This window comes from Caldimicrobium thiodismutans (assembly GCF_001548275.1).
GTDB lineage: Bacteria > Desulfobacterota > Thermodesulfobacteria > Thermodesulfobacteriales > Thermodesulfobacteriaceae > Caldimicrobium > Caldimicrobium thiodismutans.
On sequence record NZ_AP014945.1, the window covers coordinates 1,540,533 to 1,556,450 of the forward strand.

Sequence of the window (15,918 nt, forward strand, 5' to 3'; positions counted from 1 at the left end):
GCTTACCAAGTCTTAAATCCCTCTAAGGTTTCTTTAATTTCCTTAGGTTCCCAGAATCTTAGGCCCAAGGAATCTGCCATGTAAAGGACTCCGCGGTCAGCAGATAGAACAACTCCATCCAGTTCAAGGGCAAGGAGAATAATTTCAAGGTCTTCCTTACTATCAACAATTCCTTCTCTTAATACCTCTCTATACTTCCGTCGCAGGGACTTTAATACCTCCTCCGGCTTTTTATAGGTTAAGGCTTTGACAGCCTCTTCAGCAATTCTTAATCCCTTATTGATACGGTTGCGGATTTCATCAATAAATTCATACATTAAAAAAGCAGGAATATAGAGTTCATATTTTTTCGGTGACTTAACTTTAAGCACTGATCTTGCTTTGGGAGGAATTTTCATCTGAGAAATCATTCTTTTCAACTCATCATAAACAGAGGTAGGTATATAGACACTTACATCCCCCTCAAGTTCTGCCACAAGGAGAAGAAAGTTCTGAAAGGCAGAAAGAGGGTCTTCTCCAAACTGATGATAGACATCTGGGTTGGTAAAAATACTGGTATCAGGAATTAATCTTTCCTTTTCCATGGGAATGATTTTAAACAATAAAATTTTAAGGTCAAGGGAAAAATTGGACTTTACAACTGGAAAAAAAGTTATATGTTTAAATGATTATGCGGTTGAAACTTGCCTTGATTGGATGTGGAAAAGCTGCTGAGCGCCACCTCAAAATTTATCAGGCTTTAAAGGATGAGGTGGAAGTGGTTGCTGTATCAGATCTAAATCCTGAGAGAGTTAAAATTTTTTCTGAAGCCCTATCTGCTAAACCCTATACAGATTTTCAAGAGATGCTTAAAAGAGAACCTGTAGATGTGGTTGACCTTGCCGTTCCATCAGGTCTTCATAAAAAAGTGGGAGAAATTATTCTAAAAAAATTTCGTAAGCATCTTCTGGTGGAAAAACCTCTTGCTCTTACTCTTAAAGATGCAGAAACTCTGGTAAATTTAGCGGAAAGATATCAACTTAAGCTGGTAACCATTTTTCAAAATAGAGCCAATCTTCCTGTAATTAAGGTTAAAGAACTTCTTGATAAGGGTTTTTTTGGGAAAATTGTGCTACTTTCAGTAAAGTTTTACTGGTCAAGGAGACAGAATTACTATGACAGTGCAAGTTGGAGGGGCACCTGGGCTTATGATGGAGGAGCCCTTGCCCAACAGGGTTGTCATTTTGCTGATATGATGACCTATCTTTTAGGAGAGGTTGAAAGCTCTTTTGCCAAAATGGGAACCTATCTTGTAAATATCGAGGCTGAAGACCTTCTTGTGGGAACCGTTAAATTCAAAAATGGAGCCCTTGGAACAATTGAAGCCACAACCTGTGCAAGACCAAAGGACATAAAAGCCGAGGTGGTTTTGCTGGGAGAAAGGGGCTCAGCAATTATTGGAGGATTTGCCATGAATCGGCTTGATTATCTTTCCCTTGAAGGAGTTGAAGATCCCACCCCACTCATAGAGGGATACAGGGAAAATCCCCAGCATCCCCTTGGATATTCTCACTTTAGTTATATAAAATCAGTCTTTGAGTATTTTAAAAAGGGAGAAAGGGCACCTTATCTTGCTGTTGGAGAAGATGCCCTTCCTTCTCTTCAGCTTATTATCGGACTTTATGAATCGGCAGAAAGAGGAAAAGAGATTCACTTTCCCTTTAAACCAAGATACTGCAAACTTGGAAAAGGAGTATAAAAATGCCCCAGATACCCCTTCTTGACTTAAGACGCGGTTTTTCTGAAATTGAAGAAGAGGTTTTAAAGGGTTTTAAAGAGGTTTTTCAAAGTATGAAAATTTTAAATGGTCCAAATTTACAGGCCTTTGAAAAAGAATGGGCTGAATATCTTGGAGTAAAACATGCCATAGGTTATAGTTGTGGGACCTCAGCCCTTCTTGCCAGTTTGCTTGCTTTAGGAATAGGGAAAGGAGATGAGGTTCTCCTTCAGGCAAATGGTTTTATTGCGGATTTTGAAGCAGTTTATTTTTCAGGGGCAGAACCTGTATTTCTTGAGGTTGATCCAAAAACCTTTGGCCCTGATCTCAATGATCTCAGGAAAAAAATTACTCCTCGCACAAAAGCCCTTTTACTTATTCACATGTATGGACACCCCTGTGAGATGGATGATATCCTTGAGATTTGTGATAAATATGGAATTATCTTGATTGAAGATGCCTCCCATGCTCATGGAGCTGAGTATAGGAGTAAAAAGGTTGGCACCTTTGGTAAAGTTGGATGTTTTAGTTGTGGACCTGTTAAGAATTTAAATGCTGTCGGAGATGCAGGAGTTGTTGTTACCAATGATGATGAACTTGCCTTCAAGTTAAAATATTTTCGTGTTCATGGCCAGGTTGAAAAAAATCACTCCCATTTTCCTGGATTAAATACCCGCCTTGATGAGCTTCAGGCAGTAATATTAAGGGCAAGGCTTAAAACCCTTGACCAAAAAAATGAAAAGAGAAGAGAAATTGCAAGGTATTACACAGAAAAGCTTTCAGAAATACCTGGGCTTTTACTTCCCCCTCTTGATCCACCTCATAAAAAAAGTGTCTATCATCGTTATGTTATCGGGACTTCAAAGAGGGAAGAATTAATAAAATTTTTGAAAGAAAGAGGAATAGGAACAGGTTATTATTATCCCATTCCCCTGCATCAACACAGAGCCTATTTTGAGACCTTTGGGAAATCTTGGAATCTTCCCCAGGCTGAAAGGCTTGCAAGGGAACTTGTGGCCATTCCCATTTATCCCGAGCTCACTCAGGATGAAATTGATTATATAGTTGACTCAATTAAAGCTTTTTTTAACGCTTAAAAATGAGTCAGAAGCTTATTTCTATTCTTATACCCATGCACAACGAAGAGGGAAATGTGGATCTGGTGTATAGTGAAGTAAAGGCTGTTTGTGAGGAGATAAAAAGTGAAAGAGGCTATGATTACGAAATCCTTTTTGTAAATGATGGAAGCACTGACAGGACTCTTGAAAAGTTAAAAACTCTGAAGGAGAAAGATGGGAGAATAAGAATTCTTAATATGGATAGAAATAGAGGAGAGGCAGCGGGTTTAACAGCGGGTTTTCAGCTGGCAAAAGGGGATTTCATCTTTACCATGGATGGAGATGGCCAAAATGATCCGAGATATTTTAAAGAGCTTCTTTTAAAGCTTGAAGAGGGCTATTTAGTTGCAACTGGCTATCGTCTAAAGAGAAAGGAGCCTTTATTAACCCGCAGGATACCCTCCTTTATAGCAAATCGTATCATTGCCATAGTTACAGGTGTTAAAGTAAGGGATAACGGCTGTTCCCTTAAGGGATATGTAGCTGAGATTCCTAAAAGGGTTCAAATTCCCCATGGATTTCATCGCTTCTTACCTGCCCTTTTTGGAGTTAAAAATGAAGAGGTTGCAGAAATCCCGGTTCTTGATAGAAAACGCTACTGGGGACGCTCTCACTATGGCTTAAAAAGAACTGTTGAGGTTTTAAGGGAACTTATAACCTTTCCCTTTTTGAAAAGGTCTGTGTTTTATGAGAAATTTTTTAAAGTCTGGAGTATTCTCCATGTGTGCGCCCTTTTTCCCGTAGGTATCTCGTTGATATTAAAACCTGGTCTTATAAAGGGTTCTCTATTTTTTGCCCTTTTTCTTGGTGCCTTAGTAAGTTATGTGATTCACAAAAATTTAAAGCGCTTTAATCTTGCTCAAAGGGAAGGTGTCTTTAAGGTTGAAGATTTGTAAAAAATATAATAATTTTTGGATTTATCACCCTTAGTCTCAAATTTTTCCATTTTATAACCTTCTTTTTGAAAGAGATTTAACCATTCTTCTTTTAGGTTTTTTCTTATAATGATAATCTTACATTTTGAAAGGGCCTCCTCAGGCTTTTTCAAATCTTCAACTTTTTCCTTTATTTCTGCATAAAAATAAAAATTAGCTACAGGTCTCTCTTCCAAAGAGAGACTGCAGATTTTTAGATCTTGATTTTTTTCTGAGAGCCTTTTAACAAATAAACCGCTTTCTTTTTCTGTGCTTGAACTATAGGCTGGCTGAAGAAAGGAAAAATAGAGAATCTCTGAAAGTAAAAAAATTAAAATTATACTTAAAAATTTTTCCGAAAGTTTAGAGATTTTTATAGATTTTATAAGTAAAAAGATCTGGGCAATTATTGTAAACCCAAAGCCTATCCACAAATTTGGGTTAAAAGGATAACCCTTTTTATGAAGAAAATAAAGGGAAACAAGGCTCAAAAAAGGTAAAAAAAGGGCTATTCCTTGATGGAGTTTAACTAAAAAGAACTCTTTTAAATTTTTTAGATAAAAGGTAAGGGTGATTATAGTAAAGGGAAGGATAGGTAGAAGGTAATATCCCCTTCTTGCTTTAGCAAGAGTAAATAACAAGAAGATAAAGAGGTTAGTTAAAAAAAAGAGTTTTTCATTTTGGGAAAGACTTTTAAAGTTTTTAAAGTTTTTATAAAGAGCTAAGGGAAGAAAAAGGCTGAAAGGAGCAATCCACAGGGGCCAGAAGTAAAAATAGATATAAAAGGGTCTCAAATTATCATAGGGATCTACAGCTTGTTTTAGATTTTCCCTAAACCAGAGATAAAAGGGAAGCTGGGTTTGAAGTTCCTTTGAGATAAGATAATAGTGGAGAAAATAAAGGGAAACTCCGAGGGCTAAAATTATGAAAAGTTTGGGGTTAAAGTGATAGAATCTGCGAAAAAGAACAATGTCAAGCCCTACAAAAAGACCTAAAACAGCTACTGCAGTAAGACCTTTACTTAAAGCCCCAAAGAGAAGGGCAAATATGAAAAGGGTATATCCTGTAAAGGATGGTTTTTCCCGATAGTAGATATAAACTGTTAGAGCAGAAACAATGCCGAATAGTTGATAGATTTCCGATTGGGAAAGTCTTGAAAATTCAAGAAAGCCAAGGGAGGCTCCATAAAGGGCGGTTCCAATAAGGGCCCATTCTTTTTCAAAAAGTTTTTTAGCAAGAAAATAAAAAATGAGGACAGAAAATAAGCCGAGGAGAGCCCCTGGAAGCCTAACAGTAAATTCAGAAAAGCCAAAAAGCTCTCCACTAATTTTTATAAGCCAAAAGGGAATAAGGGGTTTGGTCACATGGGGTTCAAAATTTATAGTGGGAACAAACCAGGAGCTTCTCAAAGACATTTCCCTTGCCCCTTCTGCCCATCTTCCCTCAACCCCAAAAAGTGGCCTCTCCCAGAGATTCAAAAAGATTCCAGAAAATAGCAAACCAATAAAAAGTAACCTTAGTAAATCAAAAATTTGAATGGTGTTAATAATTTTGTGTATAAAATTTTTCATATTTTGCCCCCTCGTGTTCCTTCAATTTCTCTCATCTTCTCTCTCCAATTATTTTGATCTTTCTTGCCTGAGTTTTTTAGTATATATTATAAGATACTTCTTTTTTTGTAAAACACCCGCTGGTATACATAGTGTAAATTCTCTGAATCTAAATATAAAGACTTCCTTGAATAGGGCTTCAAATCTTGGGTCTCAATATTGGTATTTTATGGTTCAATGATATAATAAAGGCAATTTTTTAAAAAGCAAAGGGAAAATGGCAGAAGAAATTAAAAAGTTGGATAAAATTCTTAAAAGTTTTTTTTATTTTGGATGGACTTTACTTTTGATTTCTATATTTTTTAAACATACGAAAACTCTTTGGTGGATAGGAAATAGTTTGATTTTTTTATTTATATTTGTATTTTTTTTATTAAATAAAGAAATCTTTAAATTTTTTTATAAGTTAAGAGAGCTGAAAAATTTATTAATTATTCTTGCCATTTTTCTTTTTTTGTTACTTCTTTTTTCATTATTTATTAGTTTAAATAGGATTTATTCAATTGAAGCTTTTATTACAAATTATTTTTTTAATATTATTGTTTTTTTAAGTTTGGTATGTTTAATCTGTTTTTATAAAAATAATAACATTATATTGATATTGTTTATTTTAATATCTTTTGTCTATGTAATGTTTGTGATGTATTTATTAATGTTTTTTGGTAATTTGTGTGAATTAAATCTATCATGTTATGTTCTCTCTATTAGTAATGAGATATTTGAAGATGCCATTCTTCAAAAACCTTTAACTATATTGCCCTCAGCTTATCTTTTATGCTTTAGTGTATTTCTTATAGGTTTTATTACTGAAAGAGGCAAATTGAAATATCTGTTTTTAGTTCTTTTTAGTATTGCTTTTTTGATTATCCTTTGGTTTAATAGGCGAGCTATATTATTAGGAATTTTTTTGAGTTTGATTTTTTTTATATTTAATGCCCAATCTAAATATATTAAAAAGTTTGTTCTTTTCTTAACTGGCCTTTTTTTCATATTAGCGTTTTTAATTTTTAATAATCCTTTACTTAAAAATATGTTTTTAGGAAGGGATAACCTTTCAATACTAATTTCTAAAAATTACGAAGATTTTCCACAAAGTGGATCGCTTGGGATACGATTATATACATGGCCAATTTATATAAAGTATCTAATTAAAAATCCAGTTAAAGGAACAGGTATTGGTAGAAAAGTTCAAAAAATAGCAATTGAGAAGGAGAATCTAGATCCTTTAGGAATTGGGAATCCTCACAATACTTTTTTAAATATATGGATGCAAGCAGGGATTCAAACTTTAATTGTTTTTTTATTACTTTATTTTATGACATTAAAAAGAGCCTTAGAATTATTTAGTTCAAGAATATTCCCCTATGATAGATTTGGTATTGGATTGGTAGTTTTTTTCATAGCTTGCTTTGTTTATATGAATTTTTTTGGAATGGAAGAAGGAACTCGCTTTGCGCCATTCTGGATAGCCTCAGGATTAACTTGGGGGTTATGGACAAAATTAAAACTTTCAAATTGGGTCTAATTTTGAAATAAATGAAAGGGACTCTTTATATTTTTATTATTCTTATAATCTTCGGGCTTTTACTTTATCTTCCCTTCATCTCTGGAAAGGAATTTCAAGGTGAAGAGGGAAGAAGGGTTCTCATTGCCCTTCAAATGCTTGAAACCAAGGAATACCTTCTTCCTCAACTCTTTGGGGAGCCCTATTTTCAAAAACCCCCTCTTTTTAATCTTGCTCTGGCAGGATTTTTCAAATTAACAGGAGATCATTCAGAATTTACTGCCAGAGCCTTTTCTGCTCTATCCATGATTGTCTCATCCCTTTTTTTAACCTCTATCTGGATGAAGATTCTGAATAGTCTGGCTGAAAGGAGAAAAGAATTTTTTATTCTTTCTCTTCTTCCAGGCCTTATCTTTCTTACCACTCCTGAAGTAATAGATAAGGCCCTGCGCGCTGAGATTGACGCCTTCTATACCTTGCTTATTACTCTTTCCCTTTTCAGCTGGTTCTATCTTCATGAAATTAAAAATAAAAAATATCTTGCCTTTGGTATCTCAGGTTTTTTCCTTGGCCTTGGAATTCTGACAAAAACCTTTCAGGCTCTCCTTTTCTTTTATCTTGCCTTTCTTCCCTATTTGTTTTTTCAAAAAAGACTTAGAGAATTCTCTGGACTTCCTCATTTTTTTGGAATTTTAACCATTTTTTCGGTCTTTTTTTTCTGGGCCATTCCTGTAAGTCAGAAGGTAGGCTTAAAGCCCTTTATTTCAGCCTGGCTTTCTGAATACCTTTCTTCAGCTCGTGCTCAGGAGATGGGATTTCTTCAGCACCTTGAAAGTTTTACTCTTCAAGCTCTTCTTGGCTTTTCCCCCTGGATCTTTACTTTGCTGGCATTAAGGAAAGAACCCTTAAGAAACTTCTTTAAAGAAAGAGAACCTCTTAATAAACTACTACTTTTTAGCCTTTTTTTATTTGTTTTTGGTTATTTCTTTCATTTTCTCTTTCCAGGAGCAAGGCTCCGCTACATGCTTCCCTCAATTTCAGGCCTGGTAATGACTGCAACCCTTGTTTTTTATTACTATTTACAAAGAGATAAACTTTCACAAACTTTACAAACCCTTTTAAAACTCTTTTTATGGCTAAATATAATTTTACTTTTTGCTTTTATAATTTACCTTCTTTACAGAACTTTTGAAGTTTCTCCATTCTTTTATCTATTTGTTATCTTTTTTCTTTTTCTTAATTTATTTTTCTTATTAAAAAAATTAAATTCTTCGGTTTCTCTTTTTTTCTACCTTGTTCTTTATGTCTTTTTTGCAAAGCAGATTTATGTTAGTTTTTATTACCCCCTTCATCAGAAAGAGATGAATTATTTTAGAAATTCAGCCTTTGAAATCGCAGAGCTTATCAAAGATAAAAAAGAGCTCTATCTCTGTCAAGTTATACCTCACCATCTGATATATTATCTTAAATACCGTTATCAATTAATTGAAAAGGTAGAATATCTTAAAGATTGCACAAGTCTTCCAGAAAAAAGCTACATTCTTTTAAAAGATAAAAATTTACTTTCCGAGAAAAATAATATAATTAAAATATATCCTTTAGAAATTAGAGGTAAAAATTACTTTCTTATAAAAACAGAATAATTATTTTAAGTAATTATTTAAGATTAAATTTTCTTTCTCGCTTTTTTCTTTTTTTAATCTTCAGTTCTGTATAGTATTCGTAATGAACTTTTCCTAATTCACCCAAGAGATTCTGATAGGCTTTGAAAATGAGAGTTCCTGCCTCTTTTAGACCAATCCACTCAAGGGTCATGGCAAGGGCTGAAAGATCTTTTAATCGCTCTTTTTTAGATAGGGAAGTTTCAAGAATTTTTATTCCATCAAGATCAAAGATTTTAAAGCCCTCTTTGGTGTAAAAAAAATTATTATACTTAGTATCCCTAAGAAGAATTCCCTTTTCATGAAGACTGAAAATGAAATTAACAAGATTTATAAGAAGGGTTTGGGAATTTTCCCTGAAAAAAAGTTCCTCTTTTAGAAAGCCTTCCTCTATAAAGGGATAGAGAATTCCCCCATAAAAGGGATGCCTTTTTAAATAGGAAAAGAGAGGCCTTTCATAAAAGATGAGGAGAGGATATAATACAGGAATATTTCTTTTTTTTAACATTTGAAGATTTTTTATGAAGGCTTTAATTCTGTTTCGTTTAAAGAGTCTTGGTTGATAGACCTTAAGAAAATAAAGGGGTTTTTCTGAGTTGAAGGGTGAGAGCAAGAAAACAAGATGAGAGGGGGAACGCTTTAGAATTTTAAAGCTAAAGGGTTTAAGAAAAAGAGTTTCTGGGCTTTCAGCCTCACTATAAACAAAGAATTTAAAGTTTTTCCATTCAGGAAAAAGTATTTCAAGCATAAAAGTTATTTAGAGATCAAGATAATTGAGCAAACAATCCACATAGTTATCCCAGGTGAGGTGATTAATTAAATGGTGAATTTTTACAGGATCAAAGGGGGTATGCATAGCCTTAAGGATAGCTGATTTTAAAGAAGATATATTTCTTTCAACCACAAAGCCATTTAAGCCCTCTTTTACAAATTCAGATGTTCCATCATGGTGAGTGGTTATAACAGGGGTTCCGCTTGCTAAGGCTTCAAGGGTTGCAAGGGCGCCAGGGTCATATAAGGTTGGAAGCACAAAGAGATCACACATAGCATAGATCTCCTCAAGATTTTTAACCTTACCGAGATAATGAATTCTCTCTGTAGAGTTTCCTTCTGCCCCTGCAATAATTAATTTTACTTTGGGAGGAAGGTTCGGTAAAACTTTTAAAATCAAATCAAGTCCCTTTCTTCTGGTATCGTATCCCACAAAAAGAATAAGAAAATCCCATTCAGAAAAACCCCATTTTTTTCTTAAAGGGTTTTTTTGAGATTTTAAGAGGGGATTGAATTTGGAAAAATCCATGCCTCTGTAGCAGATAAAGGTTTTTTCATAGGCAAAGGGATAATAGCTTTTAATTAGGGTTTTCCCCAAAGAAAAGAGGGAGATGACCTTTTTAGCAGAAAGAAGGGCTTTTTTTTCAAGATTAAGAAGGATTCTATAGCGGGGTCTTAATTTGGCTAAAAAGGGCCTCTTCTGGGCTAAGAGATGGGCTATAAGAGGGTCACACATAATAAAAAGATCTGAAGGATAGGGATAGCGAAAAAAACTTATTAGTTTATAATTACCAAGTTTAGAAAGAAGTCTTTTTGCCTGAAAAATAAAGAAAAGATGCTTAGGAATAGATCCAAAGCCCTTAATTTTTACAGGATAAAATTTAATTTCTTTAAGGATTTCTTTGGGAAAGGAGATGGTATGGGCAATAATTCCTATTTTAAAGCCCTTTTCAAGGAGTTTTACAGCTACCATTCCAGCATGATACTCTGCCCCTCCAATCCCAAACCCAATTTTTGGCCTAAGGATAAGAATTTCCCTCATAAAGAAATTATATCATAAAATTAGAGGACTTTAATGTATTTCATGAAAGATACCTTTTTTGAAAAAATAGGATATCCAAGCTGGGTTGAAAAAATTTTCTATTTAGGATTAATTTTTCTTTCCTTTGCTATTTTTTTAAAACATACAAAAGGTTTGTTTTGGTTTCAGAAAGATATATAAAAAAAATAATTTTAGTGTTATTAGCCATGGTAAGTGTATTACTTAGCCTTTTTATTTTAACACCCTTTGGTCAAGAAATTATGTTTAAATCTCGGGATAAGATAGAGTTGTTGCTAAGCATAAATAAGGAGGATTGGGCTAAAGCAGGCTCTATGGGATATAGACTTTATATCTGGCCCATATATTTGAAAAAATCTTTAGAAGAACCCTTTTCAGGAACAGGCCTTGGAAGAAGGGTGCAAAAAAGAGTTCTTTCTGAAACCAATAAAAAAGCCCTCTCCCTTGAGCACGCCCATAATATCTTCTTAAATATAGCCCTTCAAGCAGGCTGGCATACTGCTCTTCTCTTTCTTATCTTTTATCTGGTTATCCTTAAAAAAGCCTATGGCCTTATAAAGGGGCCAAACTCAAGGCCCTATTATACAGGGCTTTTCATCTTTTTAATAGCCTTTTTTATTATGTCTCTCTTTGAAGGAATGGAGGAGGGGGTAAGATTTACTCCCTTCTGGATAGTTTCAGGGCTTATCTGGGGCTTTAATTTGAAAGAAAGAGAAAAAGCCCTTCTTGAGAATAGATGAAAAATCTTCCAAAGGTTTCCCTTTTCCTTGATAATAGAGCCAATCGGAGAAACATTCTTCAAGTTCTTGCCCTGGATAAGGCAGGTCTAAATCCAAAAATAATTGTTTTTAAAGACTTTCCAAAGGATCACTATCTCTTTAAAAAAGGTTTAGGAGATAAGCTAATTTATCTTTCAAAAACAAGAAATGAAGGATTTCGCAAATTTTCCCTTAAGGTTCTCTTTGAACTTATCAAAATTCTGAGAAAAGAAAATATTAAAGTTGTCCTTACACAGAGATGGCGTCTTGTAAAATATTTAGTATTGGCTAAGTTGTTTTATCGAGATCTCAAGATTATTTATCATCTTGTTATTGGAGGAAGGTTTGAAAGACTTAGAAGAAGAATTTTTTTGCGTCTTATTTCCCCTTTTTTAGATAAGCTCACTGTAAATAGTAAAGCCCTAAGAGAAGAAATTCTCAGGTATAGAGTATTTCCAAAAGAAAAAGTTGAGATTTTGTATTCTGCAGTGGATCCTAAGGAGTTTGAGCTTTCTTTAAGTAAGGAAGAGGCAAGAAGGAGGCTTGGGCTACAAGAGGAAATTTTTCTTTTTGGCATGATAGCTAAGTTCAGAAAGGAAAAGGATCAGGAAGGGCTTATTAAGACCTTTGCTGAGCTTTTGAAAGAGGAAGTTTCAGCCTGGCTTCTTCTTGCAGGAGATGGTCCAAATTGGGAGAAATGTAAAAGCCTTACTAAAGCCCTTGGGATTGAGGATAGAGTGTTTTTTCCGGGTAGAATTCATCTTGATGAGGTTCCTCTCTGGCTTAAAGTCTTAGATGTTTTTGTTTATGCTACCTTTAGAGAGGGTATGCCTATGGCTGTGCTTGAAGCCATGGCAAGTGGGCTTCCCATAATTGCTACCTCAGCTGAGGGTCTTCCTGATATCTTTGATACACCTCTTGAGATAGGAAGACTTGTTCCTATAGGAGATTACTCAGCATTAAAAAGGGCCATGAAGGAACTCTATGAACTTTCAGAGGAAGAAAGAAAAAAACTGGGAGAAAATGCCAGAAAAAGACTTAATGAGGGTTTTTCTCCTTCAGCTCTTGAAGAAAAAACCCTTTCCCTATTTAAAGAACTCCTCAATCAGAATAAGTCTTAAGAAAAATATTGTGATTGAACCAGGCTGAAATAAGGAAAAGACGCACAAAAAGTTTTTGAAAAAATTTATCATTCTTTGCCTTTTCTTTGATTTTTTCCCACAGATTTTTCAAAAACCCTTTTTCCCATAATTGACAAGAAAAAATTTCTTCCTCCACATAAAAGGATAGCCCTCTTAAAAAGTTATAGGCACTAAATCCATAGGAAAATTTTCCAAGAGCATCTGAATCAAGATCAAGCTTTTCTTTAAGAATTTCCCTTAAAAGAATTTTATTTTTAAAGGTTTTTCTATCAAAGAGATATTTTTCTGGGAGGCTTCCTACATATTTTGCTAATTCTTCATCACCCCAGGGGAAGATAAAATTTAATTGATAGGCTTCGGCAAAATTTCGCACTTTTTGGGTAACAAGGGAGAGTTCAGCGTGAGTCCCCCAGAGATCGGCTTTTAAGTCAAAATAATCCCAGTTTTTACGGTCTTTTTCCCAGTTCTTAAATATGGGATAAACTCTTTCAGCCTCTGGATAAATTTTTTTACAATCTCTAAAAGTAAAACCAAGAAGGTGATAAAAGGGATATTCACTCCGATAAAGAGAGAGTTTTTGGAGGGGATTCCCTGAGGGAAGGCGCTCGGAAAGGGGTTTTAAAAGGGATAAAACCGTATATAGATTTTGGCGTGTATATTCAACCTTTCTGGGGACATGACCAAAGTAGACATCATTTCCTGATCCATCAAGGATAGTGTGACCTGAAAAGTCATATGTCAGGGTATAAAGAGGATAAGCAAGTGAGACTCCATCTCCACAGGGAAGTGTAATGTTTGCAAAATATTTCTGTAAAATTTCTATATGTTTAAGTTCAGGCTTTTCAGGAACTGGTAATTTTATATGTCTAAATCCGAGTTTTTTAGCAAGTTTTTCTGCAATCTTACTTTCGTCTTTTCTATCTTCAGTTGCAAGAGTGCCAAAGATGGCTTTTTCTTGAAGGCCTGCCTCAGAAAGAGCAAGAGCTATAGTGTTACTATCTTTACCAAGACTTTGAAAAAGAAAAAGGGGACTTCCTTTATCCCATCTTTTAAAAATCGCCTCAATAATTAGGTTTAATAAATAATTTTTATCTGGTTTTAAATTTTTTTCTCTTTTTTGGTTAAAATAAGGAAATTCATGTTTAAACTCAAGGAGAAGACCTCTTTCTCCTTCGTAAATCTCAACCCTATCGCCTAAGGAGAGAACATAAAGGTTTTCAAATATGGTAAAGGGAGAGGGAATAAAGCCATACTGGAGAAAGAAAGTAAGGCCAAGGGGTGAAATTTTTAAAGGTTTAGAAACAAAGGGGTGGGAGAGAATATCCTTAGGATACTCTCCTAAAAGAAGAAGCTCCTTTTCTTGAAGATAGTAAAAATATATGGGATATCCTGCGGTTATGGGACCTTTTATAGTAAGAGGCAGGTCTTTTTTTTCTATTATTTTTATTGAATTCTTTGTCTCCATCATGGCAAAGGAGAAGTTATAGGGGTTTTCCTTCATTTTTTCTTTTTAAGGTGCGAAAGCGGATGCGAGAGATTTTAAATTTCAAAAGAATTTTCTGTAAAGGAGATAATCTTCCTGTTAACTCTTCGTAAAATTTTAGAAAGTTTTGAAAATAATGAGGGCCTTTTTCTCCCAGATATTCTTCAAAGGAATAACCAAGTTGAGCCAGATCCTTCACTTGATAATAGAAGGAAAAGACCTTAGTATTTTTTATTCTTGCCACATCAAGAAAGGAAAGCCTCTTTGTTTCTTCATCCCAGTAAAAATGATTGAGATAACAATCCTGATGAAAAAGATTTTCTTTATGAAGTTTTCCAAGAAGTAAAGAAAGAGCTTTTAAATATTTATCTTCTGAGTCTGATTTTTTTAGGATTTCTGAAAGAGGAGTTCCCCTTAAGGCCTCCATGCCGATAACTATTTTTTCTTTTTCTTCTTTTATAAAGAGGGGTTTTGGAACAGGAAATCCCTTTTCATAAAGAAACTTCAAATTTTCCCACTCCCTTTTCACTTCATCAAAATTATCAAAATACTCCTTTAGATAAAACTTCATACCCTCATATTCATATCCAGTTATTTTCCGATATCTTTTTTGATGAACAAAAAAGGGAGATTTCAAATCTTTAAGAGAAATTTCTTTAATCTTTTCTTCCCAAACCATGGAAAAGACTTTTTAAAAAGATTTTTGTCTTGAGTTTAAGAAGGGCTTTTTTCCTTTTACCAGAGGGGTAGATTTTTTCTGCTTCTTTAAGAAAGTTTTTGGCTAAAGGAAAATTTTTTTGTCTATAAGCCCTTTTTGTGCCCTCTATGTAAGCAAGAAAAAGGGCATAGGGCTTTAAAGGTTGAAATTCTTCAGGTAAATCTTGAAAGAGAAGCTCTACTGATTCTTTGAGAGAGGAAAAATAATTTGCATCAGAATGTCTAAGTCTTTGGGGGTGTTCCCTGATGATGCCAAAAGCTTCATTTATTATTAAGGGGTTATGAAAAATAAGCCATTTGGCTTTTACTGAAAAATCTTCTCTTACTCTTAGCCCCGGGTGAAAGGGGTATCTATAAGCTACTTCTCTTTTTACCACATATAAGGCTTCAGAATAAGCTCCTTCAAGATAGGCTTTAAATTTTTTTAAAGGATTCTCTTCCAGAGGAAAGGCCTTAAATTTAAGTTTTCCCCCCTTTTCTCTAAAAGTATTTAAAATTAAGACTTCAGGCCTCTTTTGAGAAATTAAATATTTAATTTTTTCAAGAGCTCCATTAAGAAGGATGTCATCGGAATCAAGGAAAAAGATATACTGGCCTTTAGCAAGGTTTAACCCACTATTTCTTGCTTGAGAGACTCCAAGATTTTGGGAATGTCTATGTATCTTAACTTCAGAATGATTTTGAGAGACCTCCTTTAAAAATTCCCAGGTTCCATCCTCTGAGCCATCATCAACCACAATTATTTCAATAGATTTGGAATTAACCTGTGACCAAACCGAATTAAGAGTATCCTTTAAGAGGGTGAGGCGGTTATAAGTAGGTATTATTATAGAAAGAAGGGGTGATTCTAAGGTATTCATAGTAAAACAGATATTCCTCCAATTTCTGAGATAAGTTTTTCAATTTCTTCAGGTGGGAATTTTTTAACAGGTTCTCCAATCATAGCTTCACTTATTTTTTCTTCAATGACAGTTCCGTGAATGTGATCAGCTCCCCAAAGTAGCGCCATTTGAGCAAGGCCAATGCCAAGAAAGACCCAGTGAGCCTTAATATGGGAAAAATTATCAAGCACAATTCTTGATAGGGCGATGGTTTTGAGTATTTTTTGAGCAGAAGGAGGTCTTAAATAGGAAAGCTTTGTATTTTCCGGGATAAAGGGAAGGGGAACAAAGGCTGAAAAACCCCCTGTTTCTTCTTGAATTTCTCTAAGTTTCAAAAGATGATCCACTACTTCTTCCTCAGTTTCAATGTGCCCAAAAAGGAGAGTGGCATTGGTTTTTATTCCGAGTTTATGGGCAGTTTTAGCAATCTCAATCCATCTTTCTGCACTTATTTTACCTTGATAAAGTTTTTTTCTAATTCTTTCAGAAAAAACCTCGGCCCCACCCCCTGGAATTTCAGATAATTCTCTCTCTTTTTTCAAA

Annotated in this window: 15 protein-coding genes; 7 read left to right on the forward strand and 8 right to left on the reverse strand. The window is 34.5% G+C overall.

What is annotated here, in order from left to right:
- Nucleotides 1-2: 2 nt before the first annotated feature.
- Nucleotides 3-584 carry an RNA ligase partner protein gene (locus THC_RS07705; RefSeq protein ID WP_068515688.1) on the reverse strand — a complete coding sequence of 194 codons (582 nt, stop codon included), beginning with the start codon at nucleotides 582-584 and terminating at the stop codon, nucleotides 3-5.
- A gap of 86 nt (nucleotides 585-670) precedes the next feature.
- On the opposite strand from THC_RS07705, the gene THC_RS07710 reads away from it, so the two are divergent.
- The 3 genes from THC_RS07710 to THC_RS07720 are packed head-to-tail and all read left to right on the forward strand — an operon-like array spanning nucleotide 671 to nucleotide 3,770.
- The gene (locus THC_RS07710) at nucleotides 671-1,738 is read left to right on the forward strand and encodes a Gfo/Idh/MocA family protein (RefSeq protein WP_167344339.1); all 1,068 of its coding nucleotides are present in this window, start codon (nucleotides 671-673) and stop codon (nucleotides 1,736-1,738) included.
- Between the two features lie 2 nt (nucleotides 1,739-1,740).
- Nucleotides 1,741-2,853: a DegT/DnrJ/EryC1/StrS family aminotransferase gene (locus tag THC_RS07715; protein WP_068515696.1), complete on the forward strand. Its 1,113-nt coding sequence runs from the start codon at nucleotides 1,741-1,743 to the stop codon at nucleotides 2,851-2,853.
- Nucleotides 2,854-2,855: 2 nt separating this feature from the next.
- Nucleotides 2,856-3,770: a glycosyltransferase family 2 protein gene (locus THC_RS07720; protein ID WP_082706387.1), complete on the forward strand. Its 915-nt coding sequence runs from the start codon at nucleotides 2,856-2,858 to the stop codon at nucleotides 3,768-3,770.
- On the opposite strand, the gene THC_RS07725 is transcribed toward THC_RS07720, so the two are convergent.
- Complete coding sequence (locus tag THC_RS07725; RefSeq protein ID WP_068515701.1) at nucleotides 3,734-5,359, reverse strand: ArnT family glycosyltransferase; 1,626 nt, start codon at nucleotides 5,357-5,359, stop codon at nucleotides 3,734-3,736. The genes THC_RS07720 and THC_RS07725 overlap by 37 nt on opposite strands.
- 256 nt (nucleotides 5,360-5,615) lie before the next feature.
- On the opposite strand from THC_RS07725, the gene THC_RS07730 reads away from it, so the two are divergent.
- A complete protein-coding gene (locus tag THC_RS07730) occupies nucleotides 5,616-6,923 on the forward strand; it encodes an O-antigen ligase family protein (protein WP_068515705.1) in 1,308 nt (435 codons plus the stop codon).
- Nucleotides 6,924-6,934: 11 nt separating this feature from the next.
- Complete coding sequence (locus tag THC_RS07735) at nucleotides 6,935-8,545, forward strand: ArnT family glycosyltransferase (protein ID WP_068515709.1); 1,611 nt, start codon at nucleotides 6,935-6,937, stop codon at nucleotides 8,543-8,545.
- Between the two features lie 13 nt (nucleotides 8,546-8,558).
- Here THC_RS07735 and THC_RS07740 read toward each other — a convergent pair whose 3' ends face one another.
- Together THC_RS07740 and THC_RS07745 are read right to left on the reverse strand one after the other, a co-directional pair.
- Entirely contained in the window at nucleotides 8,559-9,311 is a 753-nt protein-coding gene (locus THC_RS07740; protein WP_068515712.1) for a BUD32 family EKC/KEOPS complex subunit, read from the reverse strand.
- A gap of 9 nt (nucleotides 9,312-9,320) precedes the next feature.
- Nucleotides 9,321-10,376: a glycosyltransferase family 4 protein gene (locus THC_RS07745; protein ID WP_068515714.1), complete on the reverse strand. Its 1,056-nt coding sequence runs from the start codon at nucleotides 10,374-10,376 to the stop codon at nucleotides 9,321-9,323.
- 158 nt (nucleotides 10,377-10,534) lie between these two features.
- On the opposite strand from THC_RS07745, the gene THC_RS07750 reads away from it, so the two are divergent.
- On the forward strand, nucleotides 10,535-11,134 hold the full coding sequence (locus tag THC_RS07750) for an O-antigen ligase family protein (RefSeq protein WP_068515717.1): 600 nt from the start codon (nucleotides 10,535-10,537) through the stop codon (nucleotides 11,132-11,134).
- Complete coding sequence (locus THC_RS07755) at nucleotides 11,131-12,273, forward strand: glycosyltransferase (protein ID WP_068515719.1); 1,143 nt, start codon at nucleotides 11,131-11,133, stop codon at nucleotides 12,271-12,273. The genes THC_RS07750 and THC_RS07755 overlap by 4 nt, the downstream gene beginning before the upstream one ends.
- Here THC_RS07755 and THC_RS07760 read toward each other — a convergent pair.
- From THC_RS07760 to THC_RS07775, 4 genes are read right to left on the reverse strand one after another with little or no spacing between them, the layout of a single operon-like run.
- Nucleotides 12,254-13,795 (reverse strand): asparagine synthase-related protein, encoded by a 1,542-nt coding sequence (locus THC_RS07760; protein WP_068515723.1) that lies wholly within the window; start codon nucleotides 13,793-13,795, stop codon nucleotides 12,254-12,256. The genes THC_RS07755 and THC_RS07760 overlap by 20 nt on opposite strands.
- Entirely contained in the window at nucleotides 13,776-14,456 is a 681-nt protein-coding gene (locus THC_RS07765) for a lipopolysaccharide kinase InaA family protein (RefSeq protein ID WP_068515726.1), read from the reverse strand. The genes THC_RS07760 and THC_RS07765 overlap by 20 nt, the downstream gene beginning before the upstream one ends.
- Nucleotides 14,434-15,354: a glycosyltransferase family 2 protein gene (locus THC_RS07770; RefSeq protein WP_068515729.1), complete on the reverse strand. Its 921-nt coding sequence runs from the start codon at nucleotides 15,352-15,354 to the stop codon at nucleotides 14,434-14,436. The genes THC_RS07765 and THC_RS07770 overlap by 23 nt, the downstream gene beginning before the upstream one ends.
- Nucleotides 15,351-15,917 (reverse strand): hypothetical protein, encoded by a 567-nt coding sequence (locus tag THC_RS07775; RefSeq protein WP_193392857.1) that lies wholly within the window; start codon nucleotides 15,915-15,917, stop codon nucleotides 15,351-15,353. Before THC_RS07775 ends, THC_RS07770 begins: the two co-directional genes overlap by 4 nt.
- Nucleotide 15,918: the final 1 nt, after the last annotated feature.